At 45.3% G+C, this 24,558-nt stretch carries 31 protein-coding genes; 18 read left to right on the top strand and 13 right to left on the bottom strand.

Annotation, left to right across the window (positions count from 1 at the left end; genetic code table 11):
• The first annotated feature begins 31 nt into the window (after nucleotides 1-31).
• On the top strand, nucleotides 32-817 hold the full coding sequence (locus tag P8X24_RS05535) for an extradiol dioxygenase (protein WP_372914451.1): 786 nt from the start codon (nucleotides 32-34) through the stop codon (nucleotides 815-817).
• On the opposite strand, the gene P8X24_RS05530 is transcribed toward P8X24_RS05535, so the two are convergent.
• Nucleotides 807-1,943: a DUF763 domain-containing protein gene (locus P8X24_RS05530; RefSeq protein ID WP_372914450.1), complete on the bottom strand. Its 1,137-nt coding sequence runs from the start codon at nucleotides 1,941-1,943 to the stop codon at nucleotides 807-809. The two genes, P8X24_RS05535 and P8X24_RS05530, sit on opposite strands and share 11 nt — an antisense overlap.
• A gap of 43 nt (nucleotides 1,944-1,986) precedes the next feature.
• On the opposite strand from P8X24_RS05530, the gene P8X24_RS05525 reads away from it, so the two are divergent.
• The gene (locus P8X24_RS05525) at nucleotides 1,987-2,277 is read left to right on the top strand and encodes a transcriptional regulator (protein WP_372914449.1); all 291 of its coding nucleotides are present in this window, start codon (nucleotides 1,987-1,989) and stop codon (nucleotides 2,275-2,277) included.
• Here P8X24_RS05525 and P8X24_RS05520 read toward each other — a convergent pair.
• The 5 genes from P8X24_RS05520 to P8X24_RS05500 form a co-directional block, all read right to left on the bottom strand.
• A complete protein-coding gene (locus P8X24_RS05520; protein ID WP_372817257.1) occupies nucleotides 2,258-2,629 on the bottom strand; it encodes a ribonuclease III family protein in 372 nt (123 codons plus the stop codon). The two genes, P8X24_RS05525 and P8X24_RS05520, sit on opposite strands and share 20 nt — an antisense overlap.
• A 1-nt stretch (nucleotide 2,630) precedes the next feature.
• Nucleotides 2,631-3,761 (bottom strand): iron-containing alcohol dehydrogenase, encoded by a 1,131-nt coding sequence (locus P8X24_RS05515; protein ID WP_372914448.1) that lies wholly within the window; start codon nucleotides 3,759-3,761, stop codon nucleotides 2,631-2,633.
• Nucleotides 3,762-3,763: 2 nt separating this feature from the next.
• Complete coding sequence (locus tag P8X24_RS05510; protein ID WP_372914447.1) at nucleotides 3,764-4,432, bottom strand: TBP-interacting protein; 669 nt, start codon at nucleotides 4,430-4,432, stop codon at nucleotides 3,764-3,766.
• A gap of 78 nt (nucleotides 4,433-4,510) precedes the next feature.
• The gene (locus tag P8X24_RS05505) at nucleotides 4,511-5,686 is read right to left on the bottom strand and encodes an MFS transporter (RefSeq protein WP_372914446.1); all 1,176 of its coding nucleotides are present in this window, start codon (nucleotides 5,684-5,686) and stop codon (nucleotides 4,511-4,513) included.
• Nucleotides 5,683-5,979: a PadR family transcriptional regulator gene (locus P8X24_RS05500; RefSeq protein WP_372914445.1), complete on the bottom strand. Its 297-nt coding sequence runs from the start codon at nucleotides 5,977-5,979 to the stop codon at nucleotides 5,683-5,685. The genes P8X24_RS05505 and P8X24_RS05500 overlap by 4 nt, the downstream gene beginning before the upstream one ends.
• Nucleotides 5,980-6,064: 85 nt before the next feature.
• Here P8X24_RS05500 and hypE point away from each other — a divergent pair, with 85 nt between their 5' ends.
• The gene (gene hypE / locus P8X24_RS05495; protein ID WP_372914444.1) at nucleotides 6,065-7,075 is read left to right on the top strand and encodes a hydrogenase expression/formation protein HypE; all 1,011 of its coding nucleotides are present in this window, start codon (nucleotides 6,065-6,067) and stop codon (nucleotides 7,073-7,075) included.
• On the opposite strand, the gene P8X24_RS05490 is transcribed toward hypE, so the two are convergent.
• Nucleotides 7,032-7,532 carry a DUF5615 family PIN-like protein gene (locus P8X24_RS05490; protein WP_372914443.1) on the bottom strand — a complete coding sequence of 167 codons (501 nt, stop codon included), beginning with the start codon at nucleotides 7,530-7,532 and terminating at the stop codon, nucleotides 7,032-7,034. The genes hypE and P8X24_RS05490 overlap by 44 nt on opposite strands.
• A gap of 11 nt (nucleotides 7,533-7,543) precedes the next feature.
• Nucleotides 7,544-8,698 (bottom strand): ATP-binding protein, encoded by a 1,155-nt coding sequence (locus P8X24_RS05485; RefSeq protein ID WP_372914442.1) that lies wholly within the window; start codon nucleotides 8,696-8,698, stop codon nucleotides 7,544-7,546.
• A gap of 499 nt (nucleotides 8,699-9,197) precedes the next feature.
• Here P8X24_RS05485 and P8X24_RS05480 point away from each other — a divergent pair, with 499 nt between their 5' ends.
• From P8X24_RS05480 to P8X24_RS05455, 6 genes are all read left to right on the top strand, one after another.
• Entirely contained in the window at nucleotides 9,198-9,485 is a 288-nt protein-coding gene (locus tag P8X24_RS05480) for a hypothetical protein (RefSeq protein ID WP_372914441.1), read from the top strand.
• Nucleotides 9,454-9,771, top strand: a complete 318-nt coding sequence (locus tag P8X24_RS05475) for a hypothetical protein (RefSeq protein WP_372914440.1) — start codon at nucleotides 9,454-9,456, stop codon at nucleotides 9,769-9,771. The genes P8X24_RS05480 and P8X24_RS05475 overlap by 32 nt, the downstream gene beginning before the upstream one ends.
• Nucleotides 9,772-9,901: 130 nt before the next feature.
• Nucleotides 9,902-10,048 carry a hypothetical protein gene (locus tag P8X24_RS05470; protein WP_372914439.1) on the top strand — a complete coding sequence of 49 codons (147 nt, stop codon included), beginning with the start codon at nucleotides 9,902-9,904 and terminating at the stop codon, nucleotides 10,046-10,048.
• 96 nt (nucleotides 10,049-10,144) lie between these two features.
• Nucleotides 10,145-11,152: a M42 family metallopeptidase gene (locus P8X24_RS05465; protein WP_372914438.1), complete on the top strand. Its 1,008-nt coding sequence runs from the start codon at nucleotides 10,145-10,147 to the stop codon at nucleotides 11,150-11,152.
• Nucleotides 11,152-11,727: a nitroreductase family protein gene (locus P8X24_RS05460; protein WP_372914437.1), complete on the top strand. Its 576-nt coding sequence runs from the start codon at nucleotides 11,152-11,154 to the stop codon at nucleotides 11,725-11,727. Before P8X24_RS05465 ends, P8X24_RS05460 begins: the two co-directional genes overlap by 1 nt.
• Complete coding sequence (locus P8X24_RS05455) at nucleotides 11,681-12,220, top strand: GNAT family N-acetyltransferase (protein WP_372914436.1); 540 nt, start codon at nucleotides 11,681-11,683, stop codon at nucleotides 12,218-12,220. Before P8X24_RS05460 ends, P8X24_RS05455 begins: the two co-directional genes overlap by 47 nt.
• Here the strand turns inward: P8X24_RS05455 and P8X24_RS05450 are convergent.
• From P8X24_RS05450 to P8X24_RS05435, 4 genes are read right to left on the bottom strand one after another with little or no spacing between them, the layout of a single operon-like run.
• Nucleotides 12,198-12,644: an adenylyltransferase/cytidyltransferase family protein gene (locus P8X24_RS05450; protein WP_372914435.1), complete on the bottom strand. Its 447-nt coding sequence runs from the start codon at nucleotides 12,642-12,644 to the stop codon at nucleotides 12,198-12,200. The genes P8X24_RS05455 and P8X24_RS05450 overlap by 23 nt on opposite strands.
• Nucleotides 12,623-13,141, bottom strand: a complete 519-nt coding sequence (locus tag P8X24_RS05445) for an RNA-binding protein (protein ID WP_372914434.1) — start codon at nucleotides 13,139-13,141, stop codon at nucleotides 12,623-12,625. Before P8X24_RS05445 ends, P8X24_RS05450 begins: the two co-directional genes overlap by 22 nt.
• Nucleotides 13,126-13,761, bottom strand: a complete 636-nt coding sequence (pyrF, locus tag P8X24_RS05440; protein ID WP_372914433.1) for an orotidine-5'-phosphate decarboxylase — start codon at nucleotides 13,759-13,761, stop codon at nucleotides 13,126-13,128. The genes P8X24_RS05445 and pyrF overlap by 16 nt, the downstream gene beginning before the upstream one ends.
• Nucleotides 13,758-14,348, bottom strand: a complete 591-nt coding sequence (locus tag P8X24_RS05435) for a DUF4443 domain-containing protein (RefSeq protein WP_372914432.1) — start codon at nucleotides 14,346-14,348, stop codon at nucleotides 13,758-13,760. Before P8X24_RS05435 ends, pyrF begins: the two co-directional genes overlap by 4 nt.
• 118 nt (nucleotides 14,349-14,466) lie before the next feature.
• Between P8X24_RS05435 and bpsA the strand changes: the two genes are divergently transcribed.
• Nucleotides 14,467-15,516: a N(4)-bis(aminopropyl)spermidine synthase gene (gene bpsA, locus P8X24_RS05430; protein ID WP_372914431.1), complete on the top strand. Its 1,050-nt coding sequence runs from the start codon at nucleotides 14,467-14,469 to the stop codon at nucleotides 15,514-15,516.
• A gap of 17 nt (nucleotides 15,517-15,533) precedes the next feature.
• On the opposite strand, the gene P8X24_RS05425 is transcribed toward bpsA, so the two are convergent.
• Complete coding sequence (locus tag P8X24_RS05425) at nucleotides 15,534-16,019, bottom strand: Lrp/AsnC family transcriptional regulator (RefSeq protein ID WP_372914430.1); 486 nt, start codon at nucleotides 16,017-16,019, stop codon at nucleotides 15,534-15,536.
• 166 nt (nucleotides 16,020-16,185) lie between these two features.
• On the opposite strand from P8X24_RS05425, the gene P8X24_RS05420 reads away from it, so the two are divergent.
• From P8X24_RS05420 to P8X24_RS05385, 8 genes are all read left to right on the top strand, one after another.
• Nucleotides 16,186-16,860 (top strand): aspartate/glutamate racemase family protein, encoded by a 675-nt coding sequence (locus tag P8X24_RS05420; RefSeq protein ID WP_372914429.1) that lies wholly within the window; start codon nucleotides 16,186-16,188, stop codon nucleotides 16,858-16,860.
• Nucleotides 16,857-17,933 carry a DUF917 domain-containing protein gene (locus P8X24_RS05415; protein ID WP_372914428.1) on the top strand — a complete coding sequence of 359 codons (1,077 nt, stop codon included), beginning with the start codon at nucleotides 16,857-16,859 and terminating at the stop codon, nucleotides 17,931-17,933. Before P8X24_RS05420 ends, P8X24_RS05415 begins: the two co-directional genes overlap by 4 nt.
• A gap of 12 nt (nucleotides 17,934-17,945) precedes the next feature.
• Nucleotides 17,946-18,878, top strand: a complete 933-nt coding sequence (locus P8X24_RS05410) for a DUF1177 domain-containing protein (protein ID WP_372914427.1) — start codon at nucleotides 17,946-17,948, stop codon at nucleotides 18,876-18,878.
• A 1-nt stretch (nucleotide 18,879) separates the two neighbouring features.
• Nucleotides 18,880-19,539, top strand: a complete 660-nt coding sequence (locus tag P8X24_RS05405; RefSeq protein ID WP_372914426.1) for an AroM family protein — start codon at nucleotides 18,880-18,882, stop codon at nucleotides 19,537-19,539.
• A 3-nt stretch (nucleotides 19,540-19,542) separates the two neighbouring features.
• Nucleotides 19,543-20,514, top strand: coding sequence for an aminopeptidase (locus tag P8X24_RS05400; RefSeq protein ID WP_372914425.1), 972 nt, complete (start codon nucleotides 19,543-19,545; stop codon nucleotides 20,512-20,514).
• A 10-nt stretch (nucleotides 20,515-20,524) separates the two neighbouring features.
• The gene (locus P8X24_RS05395; RefSeq protein ID WP_372914424.1) at nucleotides 20,525-22,114 is read left to right on the top strand and encodes an OPT/YSL family transporter; all 1,590 of its coding nucleotides are present in this window, start codon (nucleotides 20,525-20,527) and stop codon (nucleotides 22,112-22,114) included.
• A gap of 84 nt (nucleotides 22,115-22,198) precedes the next feature.
• Nucleotides 22,199-23,248 carry an aminopeptidase gene (locus P8X24_RS05390; protein ID WP_372914423.1) on the top strand — a complete coding sequence of 350 codons (1,050 nt, stop codon included), beginning with the start codon at nucleotides 22,199-22,201 and terminating at the stop codon, nucleotides 23,246-23,248.
• Between the two features lie 56 nt (nucleotides 23,249-23,304).
• Nucleotides 23,305-24,558 carry a M20 family metallo-hydrolase gene (locus tag P8X24_RS05385; RefSeq protein WP_372914422.1) on the top strand — a complete coding sequence of 418 codons (1,254 nt, stop codon included), beginning with the start codon at nucleotides 23,305-23,307 and terminating at the stop codon, nucleotides 24,556-24,558.

The following is a 24,558-nucleotide window of genomic DNA, read 5'->3' as shown; positions in this document are numbered from 1 at the left end:
TTAGGTACCCCAAATATTTTGCGGTGGTAAAATGCTGATCGGGATGGCCATAATGCCTCACGGGAATGAGGCCGTTTACCCCCCAGATGAGGAAACAAGAAAGCTACATGAAAACCTGAAAGAGATTGGGAAAGAGCTGAGAGGGGCGGAAACCTACGTATTGATAACCCCGCACAACGTCAGGATAAGCTGGGCCCTTGGAATTGTAATGGCCGAACACCTAATCCCGTGGCTACCTTTTAACGATGTAAAGGTGCCGGTTGAGAAGGAGTATGAAACCGATAGGGAATTAGCTCAGGAAATATTCCTGGGGGCTAGGGCCGAGTTTCCTGTCGTTGACATAAACTTCGCAACGTACAGCGGAAGGTACTCAAGGTTTCCGCTGACATGGGGGGAAATAATTCCCCTTTATTTCCTCGAGAAGAAGCCACTCGTCCTAATAACCCCAGCAAAGCTTGAAAGAGAGAGGCTCATAGAGTTTGGGAGATTCTTAGCAAATCTTCTCGAGAAGGCAGACAAGAAAGTTGCCATAGTTGTGAGCGCAGATCATGGGCATGCCCACAGCGAAGACGGTCCTTACGGTTATGCAAAAGAGTCCGAGGAGTACGACAGGAGGATAGTTGAGATGCTAAAATCTGGAGATCTTGAGAGACTCTTGGAGTTTACTGATGAGTTCATAGCCAAGGCAAAGCCGGACAGTTACTGGTCCCTCCTAATAGCCCTCGGAATTTTAAGGGAAATTCCAATGAAACCTGATTTAGTGTCCTACGCCTGCCCAACGTACTATGGAATGGCTTCGGCACTCTTCAGAAGGTAGGAGTCTTTTCCTCCTCCGGAAACTTCCATCTCTCCGTGATCCTTTTAATTCTCTTCAAAATTTCCCTGTTTTTAGTTTCCTCAAGCCTCATCAAGAATTCTATTAGGTCATCATAGGTTCCCTTCTCTATTCTAAAGGGAACCCTATCCTTGCCTCCAACGGCGTAGGCGAACTTGAAGGGGTCAATTGGATGGGTAACGGGATCCCTCCAGCTCGGCTTAACGTCATATATCAGCTCGGCAACTAAGGCCAAGGCCCTCAAAGTCCCCGGGCCAAGGCCCTTAATTAAGAGGAAGCTCTCGTAATCTTCAACGGCAAGTTCCCTAGCGAATTCCAAGGCCTTAACGTTGAGCTCTATCTTCCCAAGGCTCTCGTACCTCTCAATAACCTTGGGAACATCAACGTCCCTGGGCTTGTAGAACACCATGTAACCCTTTTTCATCGCCTTAATGGTCTCAATCTCCCTCGCAACCTTTTTCCCTTCCTGGGCTATTTCAATTATAGTTTTCTGTATTTCCTTGGAGTTTCTATCTACGGTGTTCAGGGCAAAGTCCCTCTTAACTCCAGCCACTCCTCTATGGGGGTTTAGCAACTCTTCAGCGTTGAACCAGTGGTACCTCCTCGCCAACTTCTCCTCGGGATTCATCCCCTGCTGTACTACGGCCCAGTTTCCCTCCTCATCGAGGAAGAAGGTGTGGTGATATAGTTGATATCCCGTTTGAAGTGCGACGGAATCTACCTTCGCAACCAACCTTGACCTCTTAACGTACTCTTCCCAGGGAAGATCGAACTTCTCCGCTATGACCTTCAGCTCATCAGGAGTCTTCCTGCTAGCCTTTCCCTTTCCCCCAGCAACCTTTATTCCCAGGTTAAGTTCGTTTAGGGCTTCCTTAACTATTCCAGTTGTTACGGTCGTTGATCCTGAAGAATCCCAGTCCATTCCGATGAGGTTGTTGAAGGCCTGGAACCAAACGGGATCGGCGAACCTTTCAAGGGCTCCCTTTGTCCCGTATTCATCAACCAATATCTTGAGAACAATCCCAGCTAACCTCTTCATCCTCGAGGCGAGCCAAGGGGGAACGTGGCCGGTGTGAAGTGGCAACTCGGCTATGCCTGATCTCATCACAAAACGTTAAATCTTGAATCTTAAATTCATTTCGGGATTAAAAATGACCAGAAGGGAGAAGATAATTGAGTTGCTCTTGGAGAGGGACTACAGCGTTAGCGAGCTTGCGAGAATCTTGGGGCTTAGGGGCAAGGGGTCAAAGAAGGCGATAATTGAAGACCTAAAGGTCATAGCAAAGATCGCAAAAAGAGAAGGCATGGTTCTCTTGATTAAGCCAGCCCAATGTAGGAAGTGCGGCTTTACATTCAAGCCAGAAATAAATATTCCCTCAAGGTGTCCAAGGTGCAAGAGCGAGTGGATAGAGGAGCCGAGGTTCAAGCTCGAGAGGAGGTGAGCCTCTCGCTTATTACCTTCAGAAGAGGGGCCAAAGCTCTCCCTATAGCTTCCTTCTTCTTTGAGAAGTCTAGAACGTCTTCACTCAAGTTTGCCTTTATTATCTCAACAGCCTCCCTCTCGGTTATTAAGCCTTTAAGCCAAGCTTCAGCAATTAGGGCCTCGGCATAGTCGCCCTTTGCATGCTTGTCCATTCTCCTCAGCCCCTTTGAAAGCCCTGCTAAGTCTAAAGCGATAGCTAAAGATGCGTTAGGAACCCTATCCCCAGTTGGCCTCCCCAGGAATTCAGTTAAAGCAAGAGAATAAAGGAAGTTGATAAGAGAATCCCCAAACTTCGCCAATCCCTTATTCATTTCACTCCCCGCGGTAGGCCCTTAGATAGATCCCCTTGATGTCATCAACCGTTGGCTCCACCGGATTGAAGTTTACTAGTGGATCTTCATACGCCTTTTTAGCCATCTCATCGAGCTTCCCCATGAACTCCTTTTCATCAACGATCTCAGAGAGCTTGGGAACTCCAAGCCTCTCGTTTAGCTCAATGACCTTGAAGTACAGCTCCTCTCCATCCTTGAAGCCGAGCTCCTTTGCAAGGGACTCATATCTTCCTGGGGCCCTCTTTATGTTGTACTCCATGACGTAAGGTAAGAGAACTGCATTAACCAGCCCGTGAGGCCCTATCCATGCCGCCTTGTGGCTCATTGCATGAACCAAGCCAAGCCTACCATTAAGGAAGGCTATACCGGCCATGGTTGCGGCATAGTGAATCTTTTCCCTTGCCTCCCTATCCCCACTGACGCTCTTCTCTAGGTACTCAAAGACCGTCTTCGCGGCTTTAATTGCATAAGCATCGCTGAATGGAGTTGCGGCCTTTGAAACGTACGCCTCGATTGCATGAACCAGAACGTCCAATCCGGAGTTCCTGGCGACTTCCTTAGGCATCTTCTCCGGCAACCTCGGGTCGAGGATTGCATAGTCCGGGCAGAGCTCGGGACTTACGAGGGTGTACTTTGTGTCACCTTTCTTTATGACGCTCGCGGCTGAAACCTCGCTTCCAGCCCCGCTCGTTGATGGGATGGCTATGAGCTTAGTCTTGAGCTTTGGAATAGGATTCACCTTCTGGAACCTGCTGAATATAGCTACGTCGTCGAAGTTCAAGTCAGGAACGTCATAAAAGACTTTGACGGCCTTTGCAACGTCTATAACGCTTCCCCCACCGATTGCAATGAACGTTTCAGGCTCGAACTCCCTGACCTTTGGGAGTATCTCTTCCACGGCTTCTAGGGTTGGCTCAGCTGGAACGCCTATTATAGTCTCGTAAACGGCGCCGGCCTCTTCAAGGTACTTGGTAACTTCCCCCAAGAAGCCAAGCCTGTCCATTGATCTCGATGAAAACACGAGAACCCTCTCGTTTTCGCTCACGATCTTTTCAACGTTCTTCAGTGAGCCCTCCCCAAGGAAGAGGGTAGTTTTAAGGAAGAACCTCATGCTCACTCACCCTCAAAGCTGTCCTTTATGAAGTCCTGGGCCTCCTCACTAAACTTGTCCATAGGAACTTCTTTTCCGAACTTGTCATAAACCTTCTTATCCGCGAAGTTTATCTCAAGTATCTCGTATTTCTCCTCGCTCCACTCCTTCACGTCCTCACCATGGCTTTTCATGTGCCTAGCAAGGCTGTCTATATCCACGTACTTTCCGCAGTGCTTGCACTTGTAGAAGGGCCAGAATACGTAGTCCCTCCCGTTAACTAGGCCCTGCTTTAAGTGCTCTATCAGCCTCCCACCAAGGTACTCATATATATCTTCCTGTTCCAACCTTCCATCCTTCTCAACTACCTTAAAGCCGGCCCAAACTATATGATCAGCTATATCCTGAACGGTTGGCCTAAGGAACTTCAGGGACATTATAAAGGCACCGTTGTTAACGTAGAAGGTTCCCTTCCCAGGGATCACTATAACGTCGAGAGCCCCGGGTTCCTTCTCCTGGGCAAGTCTGTCAGCTTCCTCCTTACTGCCCGCTATCCTCACCTGTAGCTTCATCCCGCTCTTCTTGTGAATTCCAATTATGGAGTTATCGTCAATGTGCCAGTGGAATTCGTCAATTGTTCGTATCTTTGCATAAACTTTTTTCATTTTTTCATCTAAGCTCTCAAACTTCATGCTCACCCACCAGAAAAAAGCTGGAATTAAAAATTAATAAAGCTTCGCGGAAAAACTTTTAAACCGAGCCAGGAGGCCCTACTTTTCCCTCGTTAGAACCATAAGGATCATTGCCAAGGCGTTCATAGTTGCGGCATAGAGGAACGCATGGGTTAGGGAGTAGGTCTGCCAGAGTACTCCGGCCATCACCGAAGCTGGAAACACGAAGATTCCAAAAACTGTGTGATAGGCTCCTATAACTGTGCCCTTCTCGAACTCCTTCGCTAGGTCAGCCATGTAAGCCCTTGGAATTGTATCTTCTATCGCGATGTATGTTCCGTAGAGGATAAAGGCCAACGCAAGTTCTAAGGCGTTTCTTGCGAATGCGAAGGCTATCGAAGCTAAAGCCGCTATTCCGAAGCCAATAGTTATGAGCTTCCTCTTCCCTATCTTATCTGAGTAAGCTCCCAGGGGATAGGCTGAGAGGGCGTAGATGAGATTGAAGAGAGCATAGAAGCCCAAGCCCTGCATAACCGTTAGTCCAAGCTCTTCAGCCTTCCAGAGAGTAAAAGCATAGCTGTACCTCCCAAGGGCCCCTATCGCGACTATAACCAGGAACAGCTGAAGGTTTCTTGATCTCAATGCCGATATGCCTTTTATCTTCTTCTTAACTTCTCCGCCCTTATCGACGACGAAGAGGAGGACTATGAGAACACCTATTAATCCTGGGATCGCCGAGATTATGAATATCCTCTTGTAGGCAACGACCTTGGGTAGCTGAGAGAATACCGCTAGGAGGCCCATGGCAACTAAGGGGCCAGCAACGGCCCCCAAGGTGTCCATCATCCTGTGGAAGCCAAAGGCCTTTCCCGTTTTGCCCTTCTCGCTAGATTCGGCAATTAAAGCATCCCTGGGGGCCGTCCTTATTCCCTTACCAATCCTGTCCACTATCCTCAGGGCAACGAACTCCCACCAGCTACTTATGAATGCCAGGGAACCTTTAGCTATGGCTGAGAGCGTATAACCCAGGGCAACGAAGGCTTTTCTCTTCCTGAACCTATCGCTGAAGTATCCAAACAGAACCTTGAACAGTGAGCTTAAGCTCTCTATCAGCCCCATGATTGAACCGCTGAGGGCCTTTCCTATACCCAGGATGTCGGTGAGGTAAGTAGGAACTATGGGCATTATCATCTCGCTGCTCATATCGTTGAGGAAGCTGACTATTCCGAGGAGGAAGACGTTCCAGCTTATCCCGAATATCTTCTTCTCCTTCATTCATATTCCCCCAGTAGTTCTTTACAGAGCTCTCTAACCCTTTCACGGCCTTCTTGGAGAGCCTTCACGCCCTTTTCCGTTATCTCATACACGCGTATCCTTCTTCCTTCTCTAACCTCCCATCTACTCTTTAGCAGCCCCTCCTTCTCCATTGAGTGGAGTAAGGGATAAATAGTCCCTGGGCTGACTCTGTAGCCGTGTCTCTCAAGCTCTTTCATCATGAAAGCTCCGGTTATTCCTCCTTTCTCAGCGTGGTGGAGTATGTGAAAGATTAAAAAGTCCCGATATTTCATATCGGATCCCGATATCAAAACTCGATATTACCTTAAAAACGTTTCCTTATTAAGACCTAAGTTTGGAGTAGTAATGGGGATGAGTATGAAGATAAAGCTTGAGCACGGTGCCGGTGGGGAGTTAATGGAAGAACTCATCAGGAATGTAATACTAAAGAACATAAAGCTAAACTCCGCTGGCGGAATTGGCCTAGAGGCCCTTGATGACGGGGCTACAATACCTCTAGGGGATAAGCACCTGGTGTTTACGATAGATGGACACACAGTTAAACCGCTTTTCTTCCCGGGGGGTGACATAGGCAGATTAGCTGTCAGCGGAACAGTCAATGACCTAGCCGTTATGGGGGCTAAACCATTAGCCATGGCAAGCTCCCTGATAATTGGTGAGGGCTTTGATGGAGCAGATTTGGAGAGAATTCTCAGATCAATGAACGACACAGCGGAAGAGGTTCCCGTTCCAATAGTTACAGGAGACACTAAAGTCGTTGAAGATGAGATAGGGATCTTCGTGATTACGGCCGGAATAGGGATAGCGGAAAGGCCGATAAGCGATGCTGGAGCTAGAGTTGGCGATGCCGTTTTGGTCAGCGGAACGATAGGAGACCATGGAATAGCCCTAATGAGCCACAGAGAGGGTATATCATTTGAGACTGAGCTCAAGAGCGATGTCGCACCGATATGGGATGTAGTGGAGGCGGTAGCGAAGGCAATAGGCTGGGAGAACATCCATGCAATGAAAGATCCAACAAGAGGAGGCCTCAGCAACGCCCTTAACGAGATGGCGAGGAAGGCCAACGTTGGAATCCTTGTCAAGGAGAGCGACATACCGATAAGACCAGAAGTAAAAGCTGCAAGCGACATGCTCGGAATAAGTCCCTATGAAGTCGCCAATGAGGGGAAGGTCATCATGATTGTGGCGAGGGAGTACGCCGAGGAAGCCCTTGAGGCCATGAGGAAGACCGAGAAGGGGAAGAATGCAGCGATCATAGGAGAGGTAATAAAGGAGTATCCAGGAAAGGTCATTCTAGAAACGGGCATTGGAGGAAAGAGATTCATGGAACCTCCGATTGGTGATCCCGTCCCGAGAGTTTGCTGATATCCCTAATTCTTTTATCAATCTTTATCATCTCCCTCCACTGCTTCCCGGGCCAGTAGACTTGGCCGCAATTTAGACAGACGTAGAACTCGTCATAGGCCTCATAAACCTTCTCGGGAACTTTATCCCTTATGTCTTCCTTCCTAACCCTAACTATTGGCCCATTGCACTTCGGACATCTAGCATTTTCGGGGAATAGCTCGTTAAACTGTATTCCCTCCCTCATCAGTTGCCTAACTTGATCCTCGAAGGAGTTGGACTCTATTAGAATAACTCTCACTTCAAGTTTTCTAGCCTTCCTAGCAAGCTCAGAGTCCCGCGTAAGTATTATCCTGCCCTCTTTTTTAGCGACTTCAAGGATTCTGTCATCCTCTTTAATTCCATACAGAGTATCGTAACCGTAGAGCCTCAACCATCGAGCGAGCCTACCAAGCATCATGTCGGCTATGAACTTCATGTTCCTCACTTTTAGATGTTATAAAGGAACTCAGGGATCTCATCGATCCCTATGACTTTAACGCCTTTTGGGTATTTCCCCCTACTTACCTTGGATTTAACCTCCACTTTTAAATCTCCAGCTATAGCGTCTATTTCAAAGGAATTTCTGTAATAAAAAACTTCCTTAAATTTTCTGTAAAGGTGCTCCTGAACAAGCCATTCATAGATCACAGCTCTTTCAACTTTCCTTCTTGTCCAGAGCTCCATAGCTTTAACCAGGAGGGGATCGCGAAGTATCAATTTTCTCTCCTTCCTGGGATAAACTTTGCCGTCTCCTCCAAGGTACAAGACCTGCTTCAGGACGCGGAGATTCTCAAAGAGCTCAACGTACTCCCTTGCAGTGTGAGGGGAAATTCCAACCTCCCTAGCTATTGAGTTAAAAGAGATGGGAGAGGGGGCTTTATCTAAAATAGCCCCCATAACTTCCTTAGCCACATCAGTAGAGCGTTCAAGGGCCCTGATATCTGCCTTTAGGAATCCGATGATATCCTCAGCTTTTAAATTGCTATTAAGGTAGGCCAAATATCCCCCCGTCTCAAGGTACTCTTCAAGTATTTCTTTGGCTTTGAGAGGAAAGAACTCGCGATAGAACAGATTGCAATATTCACGAAAGCTCAGGGGCATGACCTCTATGCTTCTCCCATGCCCCTTTCTCCCCCCAAATGTCTCGAAGTGCTTTCCTAGAGTTAAAGATACTGAACCTGTTATGGTAACAACATCCCTCCTTAGGGTACCGCGGTCAATAAGGAACTTTATGGCTCTCCACCAATCATCTACGAATGTCACTTCATCAAGGAATATGAACGCTGATTTAACTCCTTTCCTTTTCTTAAGTTTTAGGTAGTCCTCGATAACCTCCATTAGTTCCTTGTAATCTTCAAGCACGTCGCAACTGAAATAGAACACCGAATATGGATTTTTTATCTTTTCAAGGATTTCTTTAATTAACAACTTTATTCCCATGGTCTTTCCAACTCTCCTTGGACCTATAACAAAGTTCAAGGAAAATGGCGTTAAAGAAAGTTCATCTAACCACGAGGGCCTTACCCTAAATCTCAAAATTTTGAACAGCTCCCAATCAGGATCGGGTTCGTTAAACCACCAGGGGTTCTGCATCTCAAGCATGTGCATCTATGCTGCAAATGTATTTATAAACATTTTGCAGCTATATTGCAAACTTATTTAAAAACTATTTGCAGTTGCATTGCAAAATATTTTTCTCACAAGCGTTACGGGAACTGGGCTTGGCCATAACCTCGAAGATGCTCTCCCAGGATTATCCTTCGCTGTTAGAGGTCGCTAAAGCGCTCGCCTATCTCAACACCTTCCCGTTACCTCGGATTTTGAGGTGGCCTCTATAGGGAAGATGCAGTTAGGGATCTCTACCATCCGGTGGTTTCCCACTTCTACGGAACTATAGCTATAGCGATGCTGATCCTCTCGGCGAACTGGAAGCTGATATTGGAGCTTAATGAGCCAGCTTACGTTTTGTGGCTAGTAGGGATTTGATGACCATAGCCTTCTCCCTCCTCATACCTTACGTGATGTTTACCCAGGCGAAATAGATACCAAAACCTTGGGTCCAGCGTGGTTCATTCCGCCAGTTGGGCTAATAGGAATTTCAATGACGTGCTTCTACAAGATGAATTCAGCCCTGCTGTACTTCTCCTGGGGCTCTGGCTTCTTCCTCTACTTGGGCCTGTTCTCAATGGTCATGCTGAGGTTCACAAGGCACGAGCCGATGCCCTGTGGCTTGGCCCCTTCAATATGGATAGACCTCGGTTCAATAGGAGTTGGGGCTTCATCGTACCTCGCAATAGTAAAGGGAGCTGAGCTTTCTGGCCGTGTTTCTCTGGGGCTTTGGTATCTGGTGGTTCCTCATGGCGGTAATGCTCACCCTCTACTACATTAGAAAGATCTCACTTCATTACAGCCTCGCATGGTGGGCCTTCATCTTCCCCCTCGGAGCCTACACCTCAGTAGCCCTCAAGGTAGCTTCGCTCCTTAGCAGTCCAACGATAAAGGTTTTTGGAGTGCTACTATATGGAATGCTCTTCGTTCTATGGCTGATCACTGGAGCCAAGACAATTATTCATCTGACCTCCTCCTCTTTGCGGGGGTTCCCACAGCTCCGCACGGTCGCCCATGGTTCACCGAGCAGGTTGGCGTCATCGGGCACGGCCAGAGTGCCCTCATAAAGAAATAGGGAAATAGAATCTAAAACTTTGCTTTCCTCCCCTTAAAGGCTTCCAGCCCACAAAGGAGGTGAGCTTGGTTTTTTACTAAACATTTAAATCCCTGGGTCATTATTCACTCTTGGGGGATTTTATGGTTGACCGTGAGAGGGAAGTATCTGCAAAATCAAAAAGGAACGTTGAAAGGCTATTAGATGAATTTGTTGAAGTTCTCAAGGATGTTGATGAAGTTAGTGAAGCTGTTAGAGAAAGCTTCAGAAAGGCTCTTAGTGATACTTAAGCTTTTGAAATCATAGAAGAACTCCAGAGTAAGATGGCAATCCAACTGTTGAGAAAATGACTTTAAGGTTCAGTTCTACATTAGCATGGTGATTTTATGGAGAGGGTAGTTAAGATACTCAAGGAGATTCTCGAGATACCGTCCCCAACCGGCTACATGAAGGAGATAATGCCCTACCTTGAGGACTACCTTGAAGGCCTCGGCGTTAACACGTACTACACGAAGAAGGGTGCACTAATAGCAGGCAACCATCCTGAGCCAAAGCTGGTTGTTATAGCCCACGTTGACACTCTCGGTGCGATGGTTAAAGAAATCCTTCCCGATGGCCATTTGGCATTCTCGAGGATCGGCGGATTAGTCCTTCCAACCTTTGAGGGAGAATACTGCACGATAATAACGAGGAAGGGGGAGAAGTTCAGGGGAACCCTCCTATTAAAGAATCCAAGCGCCCACGTAAACAGAGAAGTTGGGAAGAAGGAGAGGAAGGAGGAGAACATGTACATAAGGCTCGACGCCGAAGTCGAGAAGAAGGAAGATACAGAGAAGCTCGGCATAAGGCCTGGGGACTTCATAGCCTTCGATCCAAAGTTCGAGTACGTCAATGGCTTCGTGAAGGCCCACTTCCTTGACGATAAGGCTAGTGTAGCCGTGATTCTTGATCTCATCGCGGACTTGAAGGATGAGCTCCATGACATACCCGTGGCATTCTTCTTCTCGCCCTATGAGGAGGTCGGCCACGGAGGCTCAGCTGGCTACCCCAGGACTACCGAGGAGCTACTCGTTGTAGACATGGGCGTCGTTGGTGAGGGAGTCTATGGAAAGGAAACAGCGGTTTCAATTGCCGCGAAGGACTCAACGGGCCCCTACGATTACGAGATGACGACTAAGCTGATAGAGCTCGCCGAGGAGAGAAAGATCCCCTATGTTGTAGATGTCTTTCCCTACTATGGCTCAGATGGTTCCGCTGCTTTGAGGGCCGGCTGGGACTTCAGAGTTGCTCTCATAGGTCCAGGAGTCCACGCGAGCCATGGAATGGAGAGGACTCACGTTAAGGGTCTGCTGGCGACTAAAGAACTAATTAAAGCTTACCTAGAGGTGTTGTGATGGAGTTCTTTGAATTGCTGAGAAAAAGGAGAAGCATAAGGAGGTTTAAAGACGAGAAAATCCCCAGGAAAATCGTTGAGTTAATCCTAAAGGCAGCTTTCCTCTCCCCTTCTTCCCACAACAGGAGGCCCTGGTACTTCATCGTTATAGATGACAGGGAGAAGCTAGACCTGTTAAGCAAAGCGAAGCCCGGGGCAAATCCATTGGCGAGTGCTCCCTTGGCTATAGCGATAGTTGGTGATCCAGAGAAGAGCGACGTCTGGCTTGAGGACTGCTCTATAGTTGCGGAGCACATACACCTCGCAACTTTCGCGGTAGGCCTTGGGAGCGTGTGGATTCAGATAATGAACAGGAAGAGCTTCGATGGGAGAGATGCTGAGGAGTACGTTAAAGAGATACTTAACGTTCCCAGGAACCTGAGAGTGCCATTCATAATAGCTATAGGGTTCCCGGCCGAGGAGAAGAGGCCCCACGGAGAGGAAGTTGAGGAGTGGTGGAAGGTGTTCCACAACGAGTTTGGTGTTCCATATGGTGGAAGTGAAGAGAGCAGAGAATCCCCTCAGCCTAAAGGATGAACTTGTGAAGTTCGTATTCGGAATATACAGGAGTACTAAAGGGAAGTATCCGGCGTTGGAGTGGGTTGAGAAAAAGCCGAGCATTGATGATTTTGAAGGTTTTAAGAAAATCTATGAGCCATTCTTGGAGTTCAGGTTAGCTAAGGAGTTTGATGAGTTATACGTTGCTGAAGATAATGGAATAGTCGGTACAATCGCCTTGGTGTACAAACTCCCAAAGGAAGGGGTGTGGTGGATCCCCCAGGAGATAATGAGCCCAAGAACCGGCCTAATAGAGTTCTTCATGGTTGACGAGAGGTACAGGGGAAAGGGCCTTGGAAGCCAACTCTTAGAATTTGCGATAAAAAGACTTGAGAGTCTTGAGAAGGAGGCATACGTTGTGACCTTCCCGAACTTAGATGCGTACAACTACTACAAGAGGAAGGGATTTGAGGAGGTAATGAAGTTCAAGGAATTCGTCGTCCTAAGGTTCAGTCGCAGAAAGTCTCAATGATCCTCTGAATTATCTTGCTCGTCTTTGCCCTGTCCGCCTTGTACAGGTAGGGCAGCCTTATCACCTCAACGTTTAGGCCTTCCCTCTTTAGTCTCTCCTTTAAGTCTTTGCAGCTGAAGTCTTGGTCTGGGCCCAGGGCTATTATATCTGGCTTGAGCTTTTTAATGATCTCAAGACTTACCTCCCCCGGTTCTCCTATTACAACATCATCAACGTACCTTATCGCCCTAAGGACTTCAGCTCGATCCTCGGCTGGATTTATTGGGGGCCTTCCCTTCCTCTTCTTTACGGTTTCATCATGTGCAACTATAACTATCAGCTCATCTCCAAGCTCCTTGGCCATCTTTAAAAAGTGAATGTGGCCGACGTGGAGGATATCGAAGACCCCACCGACTACCACCCTTATCTTGCGGTTATCTGCCATATTTTATCCCTCGCGTGGTGTATCACCTTCACGGCCTTTCCCCTGTCCCTCTCCTTCATTGCCTTTCCGCTCATTAATGCAATTCCTATCGCCAGGGGCCTCCCATAGTTCTCCTCCACTATGAAGACGAAGTCCCCCTCCCTAATGTTTTCGTCAGCATCAACTATTCCTGGGACCATAACGTCAGCTCCGTTAAGGATATGGGGAACCGCTCCTTCATCAACGACGACTCTCCTGGGCCACTTCCTTAGGTCTTCCTCATCTGATAGGTTGTAAAGGGCTATAACCAAAGGAAAAATTAGGCCTTTTCTCCTTATGAACATTGGCCTGTCATTTACGATTATTATCTCGGTCATCTTATCAAATTCGGCAACCTTAACATCATCCTTTTTCTTGAGCATCTTCGATGCTATCTCCTCCCCAAACATCTCGCTTAGTTGTCTTATTATCTCCTTAACTTCCTTCTTGCTAAGCGGATGCTTCACCCTGAGCTCCATCCTTTCACCTCCTCGTAAATTCTTCTTGCCGCTTCCCTGGGATTCTCCGAAGAGTATATTGCCCTCCCAACGATTATGTAGTCCGCACCGGCTTTTATGGCCTCTAAGGCTTTTCCTCCCTGGGCCCCTATTCCTGGAGTTAAGATCTTTATTTCCCTGCTTAGCCTTTCGCGGATGTACTTGATTCTCTCGGGCCTTGTTCCTGGGGCTATAACGCCGAAAGGCTTTATTTCGTTAGCCATCTCGATGAACTTATCCGTTAGCGGATTTATGAATTCGAGGGCCCCAGGGTGACTCATCTCGACTATCATTATCACCTCTCCAAGCTCCTTAACAGCTAAAACGCTGTCCTTCCCAACGAATGAGTGAACTATTACATAATCCGCTCCCGCCTCGTAGACCCTCTTCGCTATTAGCCTGTTAGTGTTTGGAATGTCCGCGAGCTTTAAATCGGCTATTACCTTTAGCCCCGTCTTTTCCTTTAGCTCTTTTATCACATCAAGACCACTCCCTACTATTAGGGGCCAGTTAACCTTTACCATTGAAATGTAATCTTTAACATCCCCAGCTATCTTCAGGGCCTTGTCCCTCTCATAAACGTCTAAGGCGAGGACTATCACTTAACCACCTCCAGTAGTTCCCCAGGAAGCTCCTTTTCTTTCATTATTACAGCAACGTGTATTGCGGCCTTTAATGCCTTTGGTGGGGTTTCGGCCCATGCTATCACTATTGCATCCCCCTCCCTATAGTCTTTCAGCTTCCTCACGATCTCAGGATACGTTTCCTTTAGGGGCCTCAAGTCCTCTGGAAAGACGACTTCACCGTTTTTGACAGTTAAAATCATCGCACCCTTTGCATCAAACTTTATGGCCTCATCCCTCAACTCTATTGACTTAAACTCAGGGGGATTCCTTACGACAATGGCGATGGCAGGCCAGCCATCTACGGAGACACCTACGGGATCAAGGAAGCTTTCATTGATCTTGGCCTTTAGCTTCTCACCCTTTTCAGTTAGGAAGTGACCTCTCTGCTTGGATCCTATTATTCCTAGATTAGAGAGCTTCCTCAGTAGGGTTCTCACGGTTCCCTCTCCCAGCTCAAGCTTTTCCGCTATCTGCTTCCTGCCAAGGGGATTTCTAAGTAGAAATATTGTTGCTATGGCATCCTCAAGGGTATACTCAGGATAAGCCCCACGCTTTCTCTCCACTCTCCCCACCAAATTTTCATTTGCTTGAAAACTAAATAAAGTTTAAGCTAAGCTTAGAAACCTTTAAAAGGGGTGAAAAGAGAATTCAAAAAAAGAACACTTCTGGAGGTGTTTAAAGATGAAGGAGATAGTTGAGAGGGTTAAAGTCAAAACAAAGATACCAGTTTACGAGAGGAGCATTGAAAACGTCCTATCTGCAGTTTTAGCGAGCAACGATATATGGAGAATCGTTGATTTAAGTGAGGAACCACTGCCACTGGTTGTTGCAATTCTTGAGGCCCTGAACGAGCTTGGCTACGTTGAATTTAAGGACGGAGTTAAGCTTACCGAGAAGGGAGAAGATTTTGTTGCAGAGTACGGGATAGGGAAGAGGTACGACTACACCTGCCCGCACTGTCAAGGCAAAACAGTGGACCTTCAAGCCTTCGCCGATTTATTGGAGCAGTTCAGGGAGATAGTGAAGGGCAGGCCTGAGCCAGTTCATGAGTACGATCAGGCCTACGTCACCCCGGAGACGACTGTGGCCAGGGTAATTCTCATGCACACTAGAGGTGATTTAGAGAACAAAGAAGTGTTTGTCCTAGGTGATGATGATTTAACAAGCATTGCTCTAATGCTCTCGGGACTTCCAAAGAGGATAGCTGTTTTGGACATAGATGAGAGGTTAACCAAGTTCATAGAGAAGGCCGCCGATGAAATTGGTTACAACGACATTGAGATATTCACGTTCGACCTGAGGAAGCCACTGCCGGATTACGCCTTACATAAGTTCGACACATTCATCACGGATCCCCCAGAAACCGTGAAGGCCATTAGAGCTTTCGTTGGAAGGGGAATTGCAACGCTTAAGGGGCCCAGGTGTGCCGGATACTTCGGGATAACGAGGAGAGAGAGCTCTCTAGACAAGTGGAGGGAGATACAGAAGTTGTTGTTGAATGAATTCAACGTTGTAATAACTGATATAATAAGGAACTTTAATGAGTACGTCAACTGGGGCTATGCCGAAGAGACGAGGGCATGGAAGCTAATTCCAATCAAGAAGTTGCCCGAGTACAACTGGTACAAGAGCTACATGTTCAGGATTGAAACGCTGGAGGGCTCAAGAGGTTACGAAGAAGAGATAACAGATGAGGACATATACAATGACGAGGAAGCATCAACTACTTGATTTCTCTGGATTGTTCTTTATTTTTCTTGTTCAACTAATGCATCTTTGAAGGGCACTTCAAGCCCTTTTAGAGTTCTTACGCCAACTAGTATTTTATAATCATGTATACACTCTTCCTCTTGGAGTATCTCTATAACATTTTTTCTCAGATGCTGAGTATCCTCTCCAAATATTCCTACAAGGATATCATAGTCTCCCCATATTTCATATACTTCAAATATGTATTCATGATCCATAAGCTTCTTTTTGAAAGATATAACTTGTTCCTTTGATGCTCCTGGCTTCAGTTTAATTAATATGAACGCATAACTGTACCCAAGTTTGTCAAATCTTAGGTAGGCAGATATAAAGAGACACCCACTCTTCTGCAAGTTTATTCTCCTCCACCTCACAGCGGATTTTGAGAGGCCAATTCTCCTCCCAATCTCAGCATCACTCATTCGAGCGTTTTCTTTCAAGAGCTTTATAATTTGCCAATCTTTTTTTGACAATCTTGTTTTCATTTTACCCCCTCAATTTTGTTTGTTACAAAAATAACTTAATAAGTTTTTAGTTCATTGGACTATAATATCTCTCAAATTATTATTCAATGTAGCGCCTATGTTTCTAAATTTTGGTTCAATAATGGGTATATACCATCACTTATTGCACCTTTTGTAGGTGTATTGAATGGAAAAGTACACCGTTGGACTAATAAGAGTGTTAACAATTCAAGACGAGGAACTCCTAAATATTCATGGAAAGCTAATTGAGAAAGCATTTCCAGAGTTAAAGATAGTTAGTAGATGCATTGAAGAGCAACCAAAGGGGATATATGACGAAAAAACTGAAAACGAAGCAAAACCAAAAATTTTACGATTAGCAAAGGAGTTTGAAGAGGAAGGAGTTGATGCAATAATAATAAGCTGTGCAGCCGATCCAGCCGTTGAAGAAGCTAGGAAATTGGTCTCAGTTCCCGTTATTGGGGCTGGATCCTCTGCCTCTGCATTAGCCCTAGCGTACGGTAGGAAAGTTGGTGTCCTTAACTTGACTGAAGAAACTCCAAAGGTAATAAAGGAAGTTCTTGGTGACAATCTAATTGCCGAAGATCACCCAAAAGGGGTCTCAAACACCCTTGATTTAATGACTGAGTGGGGGCGAAAAGAGGCAATAGAGGCTGCGAAGAGATTGAAAGAAGAAGGTGTTGACGTAATAGTTCTAGGATGTACTGGAATGTCAACAATCATGATTGCTCCTGTTCTTGAAAAGAAAGTTGGTATCCCAGTTATCGATCCCGTAATTGCCGCAGGAGCTGTTACCCTTCATGCTCTTAGGGGACTAGATGTGTGGGGTGACAGTACATGAAGTTAAAGGTTGATGAAAAACTCGCCGAGGCTGCTGTTCTTGGTGGCGCTTTCTTTGGAGGGGGAGGAGGGGGAGATTTAAGACTTGGATTAAAGCATGCAAAACTCGCTATTGAACTTGGTGAAGTTGTAATAGTAGATGTTGATCATGTACCCAAAGACAAGTATATAGCCACAGCCTCCATGGTAGGAGCCCCTGCTGCTAAAGAAGGGTATCTTCTACCTGTCCACGCGATAAAATCTACAGAGCTCTTTATGGATGTTGCCAAGGTTCCTCTGGGAGGTCTAATATCATCCGAAAACGGAGGGTACTCAACAATAAACGGGTGGATTCAGTCTGCCGTTCTAGAAATTCCAATTGTAGATGCTCCTGCAGATGGCAGGGCTCATCCCACTGGTGTCATGGGTGCCATTGGACTACATAAAGTTCCTGACTATGTTTCAATCCAGACTGCAGTCGGAGGAAACAAAGAAAAAGGGAGGTATGTGGAAGTCATTGTAAAAGGCCCTTTAGAAAAAGCGGCAAGAATGATTAGAGAAGCAGCAGTTCAGGCCGGAGGATTAGTAGCAGTAACAAGAAATCCTGTAACACCAGAGTACGTAAAGGAAAATGCCGCAGTAGGAGCTATTTCTCAGGCCACAGAAGTTGGTAAGATAATCCAAGAGAACAGGTCAGACGTAGATCAAATGGTAGAAAAGATACTAGGGTACCTCGGTGGCGGAGATGTCATAAGCAAAGGAGAAGTAGAGCAGGTTACACTAGAAACAAAGGGAGGTTTTGATATAGGAAAAGTAATTGTAAAAGGTCGCAATGGCACAAGGTACGAAGTAACATTTTGGAATGAATTTATGACGATAGAGGATTCCAAAGGAAAGAGATATGGAACTTTTCCAGATCTAATAGTCATGATAGATTTGCAAACAGGACTTCCTCTAACGTCTGCAGAGGTAAAACGAGGTGATAATGTTCTCTTGCTCGTAGTGCCCAAAGAGCACATTATCTTAGGTGCTGGAGTCAAGGATCCTGAAGTTTTGAGACAAGTTGAGGAGGTAATTGGAAAGAAGATCTTGTAAGGAGGGTTAAAAATGATGAAACAAGTTATAGAAGCCTATGAATTGTTAGACAGCGCATATGTTACAGGAGAAAAAGTTGCAGAGGTTCTTAGAGAAAGGGGACTAGAAAACGTTGAAGTCAAAAGGATAGAAGGCGAAAAAGGATCTACTGATTTCATCAAGATTATAGTGCCCGGAAAGAATGGAAAGCTTTCCGGTGGAGATGCTCCAACACTTGGTATCATTGGAAGACTAGGAGGAATAGGTGCCAGGCCAGAGATGATAGGCCTGGTTTCTGACGCTGACGGGGCAATAACTGCAATAGCAGTTGCCTTAAAACTAGCTGATATGAGAAGAAATGGAGACATTCTAGACGGTGATGTAATAATTGCCACTCACATTTGTCCGAATGCTCCAACACAGCCTCACGACCCCGTTCCCTTTATGGGTTCTCCAGTAGATATGGCTACCATGAACAAGTATGAAGTTGATCCAAGGATGGATGCAATCCTTTCCGTAGATACAACGAAGGGAAATAGAATCATAAATGTCAGGGGCTTTGCTATAACTCCAACTGTAAAAGAAGGATGGATATTAAGAGTAAGTGACGATTTACTTGACATAATGCAGTACGTAACTGGAAGAATGCCTGCTGTAGTCCCAATTACAATGCAAGACATAACACCATATGGAAACGGAGTTTATCACATAAACAGCATCCTACAGCCAGCAACCGCGACAGATGCACCCGTAGTTGGAGTCGCCATAACTGCCGAGGTTCCAGTTCCAGGATGTGCAACAGGAGCTAGCCACGTAGTAGATATTGAGCAGGCCGCTAGATTCTGCATTGAAGTCGCTAAGGGCTTTGGTAGAGGGAAAGTAAAATTCTATGACGAAGAGGAATTCAAACGCCTAGTTGAGCTCTATGGCTCCATGAAACACCTCCAAACTCTTGGGAGGAAGTAAAATGAGAGTAGGCTTTGTAACGATAGGTCAATCTCCTAGAGTAGACGTAGTTCCCGAAATAAAGCCGTACTTGGGAGCAGGAGTTGAGATTATCGAGTGTGGAGCCTTAGATGACCTAACGCTTGAAGAAATCAAAAAATTAGCTCCAAAAGAAGGTGATTATGTTTTAGTAACCAGACTCAGGGATGGTACTCAAGTTAGACTCAGCAGGGAAAAAATCATTAAGAGACTCCAAGAGTGCATTAAAAAGCTAGAAGAAAGAGTTGATGTCATTGGAGTGCTTTGTACTGGAGAGTTTCCAGAATTAACCTCTAGGAAATTACTTGTCGAACCCTCTTTACTTCTTTTAAAAACAGTAGAAGCTCTAAACGTCTCAAATCTTGGAGTTATAGTTCCAGATCCAGACCAGGTAGAAATAACAAAAAGAAAGTGGGAAGGAGTTGCTAAAAGTATCAAAGTTCGAAGTGTTTCTCCGTACGTTGGGAAGGAAGATGAGTTCATAAGAGCTGCTCAAGAGCTGAAAGAATGTGATCTCATTGTGATGGATTGCATCGGATACAAGCTATCTTTTAAGGAAATCGTGAAAGAAATCACAAAAAAGCCTGTTGTTTTGCCTAGAACTCTGATGGCAAGAGTTATTGGAGAACTTTTGGAGGGATAGAGTATGGAGTTTCTTGAAATTAATCCGGAGCTGTACAAAGCATGTGAGATTGCATTAAAGCAGTGCCTAGGTGTTAAAGAGGGAGAGTCAGTCCTTATAATCGCAGATGAACCAGAGCGCAAAATAGGGTACAGCCTCTGGATGAAAGCCAAGGAATTAAACACTGAAGCCGTTTACATAGAGATTATTCCACGGAAAATGCATGGAGAAGAACCTCCCAAACCAGTTGCTGAAGCTATGAAAGTAGCAGATGTCGTAATAGCTCCAACTTCAAAATCTATAACCCACACGTTAGCGAAAAAAGAAGCATGTGAAAGAGGAGCAAGAGTAGCTACGCTCCCAGGTATCACGGAAGAAATATTTATTAGGACAATGAACGCTGACTACGAGGAAATATTAGCCCTTACAAACAAAATAGCCGATATTCTGGATAATGGAAGCACAGTCCAAATTACAACTTCACTTGGCACGGACTTGGAATTCTCAATAGAGGGCAGAAAAGCCATGAGAAGCACAGGAGTTTATAGGAACCCTGGTGAGTGTGGTAACCTTCCTGGAGCTGAAGCGTACATAGCACCTGTCGAAGGAACGGCAAATGGGACTGTTGTCATTGACGGCTCTATGGCAGGAATTGGAGTTCTAAAAAATCCCATTAAGCTTATCGTTCAGGATGGTTTTGTTGAAAAAATTGAAGGAGGTGATGAAGCAAAGAAGTTAGAGGAGATTTTGTCTAGGTATGGGAAGGAAGCAAGAAATATAGCAGAGTTTGGAATAGGAACTAATCCAAAGGCAAGAATTAGTGGAAACATTTTAGAAGATGAAAAAGTTTTTGGAACGGTCCATATTGCCCTAGGAAGCAACTACGACTTTGGTGGGAAAGTAAAAGCCCCCATCCATCTGGATGGGATTATTAAAAAGCCAACTGTGTTAATTGATGGAAAATATTTGTTTAGAGATGGAAATTTGGTAATTTGAGGTGGAAAATATGGAAGAACCAAAAAGAAAACACCCCTCTGCATTTGAACCGGGAGTATTAGTTTTGAATATCATAATGGCGGTGCTCGGTGCCATTATTGGTCTAGAACTCATTACACGTTTGGGAATTTCAACAAATACATCAATCATTGGTGCATTGATTGCGATACTTCTTGCTAGAATTCCTGTGAGAGCATTAAAAGCATTTTTGGACCTAAACAGACAGAACTTGGTTCAGACGGCAATTTCTGGAGCAACATTTGGAGCTGCAAATGCGATATTCCTGCCTGTTGGTGTGACTTGGCTGCTCGGGAGGGAAGATCTCCTAGTGCCAATGTGGATTGGTGCAACCTTAGCAGCTATTATAGATATGACAATGATTTACTGGTTATTTGACACAAGAATATTCCCAGCAAAGAATCCATGGCCCCCAGGAATAGCAACAGCTGAAACGCTCATAGCAGCAGCTAAGAAAGGTAAGAGAGCAATGCTCTTGCTATACGGAATGATTGCGGGAGGTATAGTTAGATACCTTGGAATTCCAGCGGATATTGCAGGTGTTGCATGGATAGGAAATATGTGGGCATTGGCAATGTTTGGAATAGGCCTTATAGTTAGAGGATATTCTCCGAAGCTCATTGGAGTAGACATTAACCAGTACTATGTTCCCCACGGTATCATGATAGGAGCGGGAATAGTAGCATTAATTCAGATTATCTTGATTATAACCAAGAAAAAGAAGTCAATGAAAGAGGAAGCCGAAAGCAATTATGAATTCACAAGAACAGAAAAAGACATTAGGTTTGCTCTAACTAGAGGATTTGGATTGTACATTGCAGTTGCACTACTCCTCGCCCTCCTAGGTGGTCTGTACAGTGGAATGTCAGCAGGAATGTTCGTTTGGTGGTTCATATTTGCAGCGATAGCTGCTTTAGTCTCGGAGCTAATTGTAGGACTTTCAGCAATGCACGCAGGATGGTTCCCAGCATTTGCAACTGCCCTGATCTTCCTAGTTCTAGGTATTCTAATGGGATTCCCTGCTCCTGCACTAGGACTTCTCGTAGGATTTACAGCAGCTACAGGTCCCGCCTTCGCTGATATGGGTTATGACCTTAAGACCGGATGGATAATAAGAGGAGAAGGAAAAGACAAAGAATTTGAACTAGAAGGAAGAAAGCAACAGTACTTTGCAGAGATTACAGGACTAATCGTTGCCGCTGCAATGGTAGCAATATTCGCTAAGACGTACCTCCTCCAAGATCTCGTTCCTCCTGTAGACAGGGTATACGTAGCCACAATCAAGGCAGGAGCTAATCCACAAATAGCAAAATACCTACTACTATGGGCAATCCCAGGAGCAATAGTCCAGGCAATCGGAGGACCAGACAGACAGTTGGGTATTCTTTTCGCTACAGGTCTACTCATAAAATATCCAATTGCAGGAATAACAGTTCTCATAGCCCTTGCAATAAGACTTGCCGTGACACACAAGTACAAAGAGGAAGGGCAAAACGCCTTGTACGTCCTCGGTGCAGGACTAATAGCAGGATCAACACTAGTAAGCTTCTTCACATCAACACTCAAGCTTGGCAAGAAGTGATGTCTTTTAGTTTTTAGCTCTATTTTATCCACTTATCTTTTATTTTGCTTTGCTCAGAAATATAACCCCAAGGAGGTGGTAAAAATGAAAACGTACGAATTTGAGCTTGGTCTTGCTGCAAGAAGGCTCGTAAGAGATATTTTGGATGTACAACCAGGGGAGATTGTAGGTATAACCGCCGATACCCTTTCAAGCGAAGAAGTCGTCAATGCAACTGCAAGGGCAGTTTTTGAGGCTGGAGCAAAGCCCCTTGTTATTTGGGTCGCAACTCCTGATGGTGTAGGAAAAGCTGCTGACCCCATGTTACCTCAGAAGGCTCTAATAGGAGCATTGACGAATGTTGATGTTTGGATAGAGTTCAACTATCAGTGGCTATTATACTCAACAGTTTTTGACACCGTTATCAGAGAAAACAAAGAGTTGAGGTACATTTGTCTAGTGGGCATGAACCCCGACATGATGGTTAGAACAATTGGAAAAGTTGATATGAAAAAACTTTCCGAATTCCTCGAAAAAATAGCCGAGATAACAAAGAATGGAAAACACGTCAGAATCACAACTCCAGCTGGAACTGACGTTGAGTTTGAAAATCATCCAGATAGGCCAATGATAGTCCACTCAGGGTACGTTCCAAAAGGAACTTACGAGATGTTGCCAGGTCAGATAAGCTGGACTCCCAAATTAGAAACTATCAATGGAGTTATAGTCTTTGATGGTTCAGTAACACCCCCAATAGGTCTTCTGAGAGAACCCATTAAGCTAGAGGTTGAAAAAGGAAGGATAGTTAATATAGAAGGAGGAAGAGAAGCTAGAGAATTCGCTAACTGGTTAGAAAGATTTAATGATCCTAACATGTACCAATTAGCCCATATATCTTATGGCTTCAATCCTGGAGCCAAACTCACCGGAAATGTTGTCGAAGATGAAAGAGTTTGGGGAGCCACTGAGTGGGGAATAGGAAACATAGGGCCAAGATTAGTTCCCGATATTCCGGGAGGAGTCCCAGCAGCATCCCACAGCGATGGGATTTGTCTAGATTCGTCAGTGTGGATAGATGATGTGCAGATAATGGACGAAGGAAATGTTATTTACCCACCCGAACTTGCAAAACTCGCTAAAGAGCTTAAAAAGTGAATTTGTTTAATTTTGTCTATTTTACATTTTTAATTAACCTTAAGGAGGAAGGGAGTATGAAAAAGGAGATAGGGGCAATTTGTAATGAAATTGATTCTCTTAGGGATGATATGGTTCAGACCTTAGTGGAGCTTATTAGGATTCCTGCAATTAGTCCGGATAGTGGTGGTGAGGGGGAGTACGATAAGGCCCAAAAATTGCTTGAGATTATTAAGGATTGGCCATTTGACAAGATTGAACAGTACAATGCCCCTGATCCAAGGGCTAAGAATGGTGTACGACCCAATATTCTAGCGTACTATTATGGAGAGCAGGGTGAGAAAAGCCCAAGACTGTGGATTCTTACACACTTAGATGTTGTGCCTCCCGGAGATTTGAGCAAGTGGACTGTTACAAAACCCTTCGAACCTATTGTAAAGGATGGAAAAGTGTACGGTAGGGGTAGTGAGGACAACGGCCAGAGTCTCGTTGCCTCTCTGTACGCTGTTAAAGCCCTAATGAACCTCGGGATACGGCCTAAGAGAACAATAATCCTAGCCTTCGTAAGTGATGAAGAAACAGGGAGTAACTATGGAATAAAATGGTTGATGGAAAACCACCCAGAACTATTCAGAAAAGACGACCTAGTCCTAGTCCCCGACGCAGGAAACCCAGAAGGAACATTCATCGAAATAGCAGAAAAAAGTAGATTAGTCTTTCAAGTTAAAACAGTTGGGAAGCAAACTCATGCCATGAGTCCCGAAAAGGGTATTAATGCCCATTTAGTAGGGATGAAATTCGCAACAACCCTTCACGAAATGCTCTATGCAAAATATTCAGAAAGAAATGAGCTTTTTGATCCCCCAATAAGTACGTTTGAGCCTACGAAGAAAGAGAAGAACGTAGATGCAATAAACATAATCCCCGGGGAAGATATTTTGTACTTCGATTGCAGAGTTCTTCCAGAACACAACTTGGATGATATCCTAGAGACCATACAGAATATAGCCTCAGTTTTTGAAAGAAGTTATGGAGCAAAAATTGAAATCTCAGTCTTAAGGAAATTTGAAGCCCCAAGTCCCACTCCCGAAGACTCAGAAATTGTAGTGCTCCTCAAAAAAGCCCTCCGGCTACTTCGTAACATAACTCCGTATGTAGGTGGCATTGGTGGTGGAACTTTTGCAGCTTTCTTCAGAAAACTCGGAATTCCTGCCGCCGTATGGTGCACTTGTGATGAAACTGCTCATCAGCCCAATGAATATGCCAAGATAGAAAACATGGTTGAAGACTCCAAAGTTTTTGCTGTGGTAAGCCTGTTAGAGGAGGATTAA

It is taken from the genome of Pyrococcus kukulkanii, assembly GCF_041647995.1.
Lineage (GTDB): Archaea > Methanobacteriota_B > Thermococci > Thermococcales > Thermococcaceae > Pyrococcus.
Note: the sequence above shows the minus strand (reverse complement) of the source record. Positions and strands in the feature narration are given on the sequence as shown.

Bases quoted from the DNA above. Each gene is read 5' to 3' on its own strand.
- P8X24_RS05425 (WP_372914430.1), bottom strand. From the start codon at position 16,019: ATGAAAACAAGATTGTCAAAAAAAGATTGGCAAATTATAAAGCTCTTG.
- P8X24_RS05385 (WP_372914422.1), top strand. From the start codon at position 23,305: ATGAAAAAGGAGATAGGGGCAATTTGTAATGAAATTGATTCTCTTAGG.
- P8X24_RS05410 (WP_372914427.1), top strand. From the start codon at position 17,946: ATGATGAAACAAGTTATAGAAGCCTATGAATTGTTAGACAGCGCATAT.
- P8X24_RS05470 (WP_372914439.1), top strand. From the start codon at position 9,902: ATGGTTGACCGTGAGAGGGAAGTATCTGCAAAATCAAAAAGGAACGTT.
- P8X24_RS05450 (WP_372914435.1), bottom strand. From the start codon at position 12,644: ATGGCAGATAACCGCAAGATAAGGGTGGTAGTCGGTGGGGTCTTCGAT.
- bpsA (WP_372914431.1), top strand. From the start codon at position 14,467: ATGAAGGAGATAGTTGAGAGGGTTAAAGTCAAAACAAAGATACCAGTT.
- P8X24_RS05415 (WP_372914428.1), top strand. From the start codon at position 16,857: ATGAAGTTAAAGGTTGATGAAAAACTCGCCGAGGCTGCTGTTCTTGGT.
- P8X24_RS05535 (WP_372914451.1), top strand. From the start codon at position 32: ATGCTGATCGGGATGGCCATAATGCCTCACGGGAATGAGGCCGTTTAC.
- P8X24_RS05515 (WP_372914448.1), bottom strand. From the start codon at position 3,761: ATGAGGTTCTTCCTTAAAACTACCCTCTTCCTTGGGGAGGGCTCACTG.
- P8X24_RS05485 (WP_372914442.1), bottom strand. From the start codon at position 8,698: ATGCTTGAGATGCAGAACCCCTGGTGGTTTAACGAACCCGATCCTGAT.
- P8X24_RS05420 (WP_372914429.1), top strand. From the start codon at position 16,186: ATGGAAAAGTACACCGTTGGACTAATAAGAGTGTTAACAATTCAAGAC.
- P8X24_RS05510 (WP_372914447.1), bottom strand. From the start codon at position 4,432: ATGAAGTTTGAGAGCTTAGATGAAAAAATGAAAAAAGTTTATGCAAAG.
- P8X24_RS05480 (WP_372914441.1), top strand. From the start codon at position 9,198: ATGACGTGCTTCTACAAGATGAATTCAGCCCTGCTGTACTTCTCCTGG.
- hypE (WP_372914444.1), top strand. From the start codon at position 6,065: ATGAAGATAAAGCTTGAGCACGGTGCCGGTGGGGAGTTAATGGAAGAA.
- P8X24_RS05395 (WP_372914424.1), top strand. From the start codon at position 20,525: ATGGAAGAACCAAAAAGAAAACACCCCTCTGCATTTGAACCGGGAGTA.
- P8X24_RS05505 (WP_372914446.1), bottom strand. From the start codon at position 5,686: ATGAAGGAGAAGAAGATATTCGGGATAAGCTGGAACGTCTTCCTCCTC.
- P8X24_RS05500 (WP_372914445.1), bottom strand. From the start codon at position 5,979: ATGAAATATCGGGACTTTTTAATCTTTCACATACTCCACCACGCTGAG.
- P8X24_RS05460 (WP_372914437.1), top strand. From the start codon at position 11,152: ATGGAGTTCTTTGAATTGCTGAGAAAAAGGAGAAGCATAAGGAGGTTT.
- P8X24_RS05400 (WP_372914425.1), top strand. From the start codon at position 19,543: ATGGAGTTTCTTGAAATTAATCCGGAGCTGTACAAAGCATGTGAGATT.
- P8X24_RS05525 (WP_372914449.1), top strand. From the start codon at position 1,987: ATGACCAGAAGGGAGAAGATAATTGAGTTGCTCTTGGAGAGGGACTAC.
- P8X24_RS05490 (WP_372914443.1), bottom strand. From the start codon at position 7,532: ATGAAGTTCATAGCCGACATGATGCTTGGTAGGCTCGCTCGATGGTTG.
- P8X24_RS05390 (WP_372914423.1), top strand. From the start codon at position 22,199: ATGAAAACGTACGAATTTGAGCTTGGTCTTGCTGCAAGAAGGCTCGTA.
- P8X24_RS05405 (WP_372914426.1), top strand. From the start codon at position 18,880: ATGAGAGTAGGCTTTGTAACGATAGGTCAATCTCCTAGAGTAGACGTA.
- P8X24_RS05445 (WP_372914434.1), bottom strand. From the start codon at position 13,141: ATGGAGCTCAGGGTGAAGCATCCGCTTAGCAAGAAGGAAGTTAAGGAG.
- P8X24_RS05465 (WP_372914438.1), top strand. From the start codon at position 10,145: ATGGAGAGGGTAGTTAAGATACTCAAGGAGATTCTCGAGATACCGTCC.
- P8X24_RS05475 (WP_372914440.1), top strand. From the start codon at position 9,454: ATGGCGGTAATGCTCACCCTCTACTACATTAGAAAGATCTCACTTCAT.
- P8X24_RS05520 (WP_372817257.1), bottom strand. From the start codon at position 2,629: ATGAATAAGGGATTGGCGAAGTTTGGGGATTCTCTTATCAACTTCCTT.
- P8X24_RS05455 (WP_372914436.1), top strand. From the start codon at position 11,681: ATGGTGGAAGTGAAGAGAGCAGAGAATCCCCTCAGCCTAAAGGATGAA.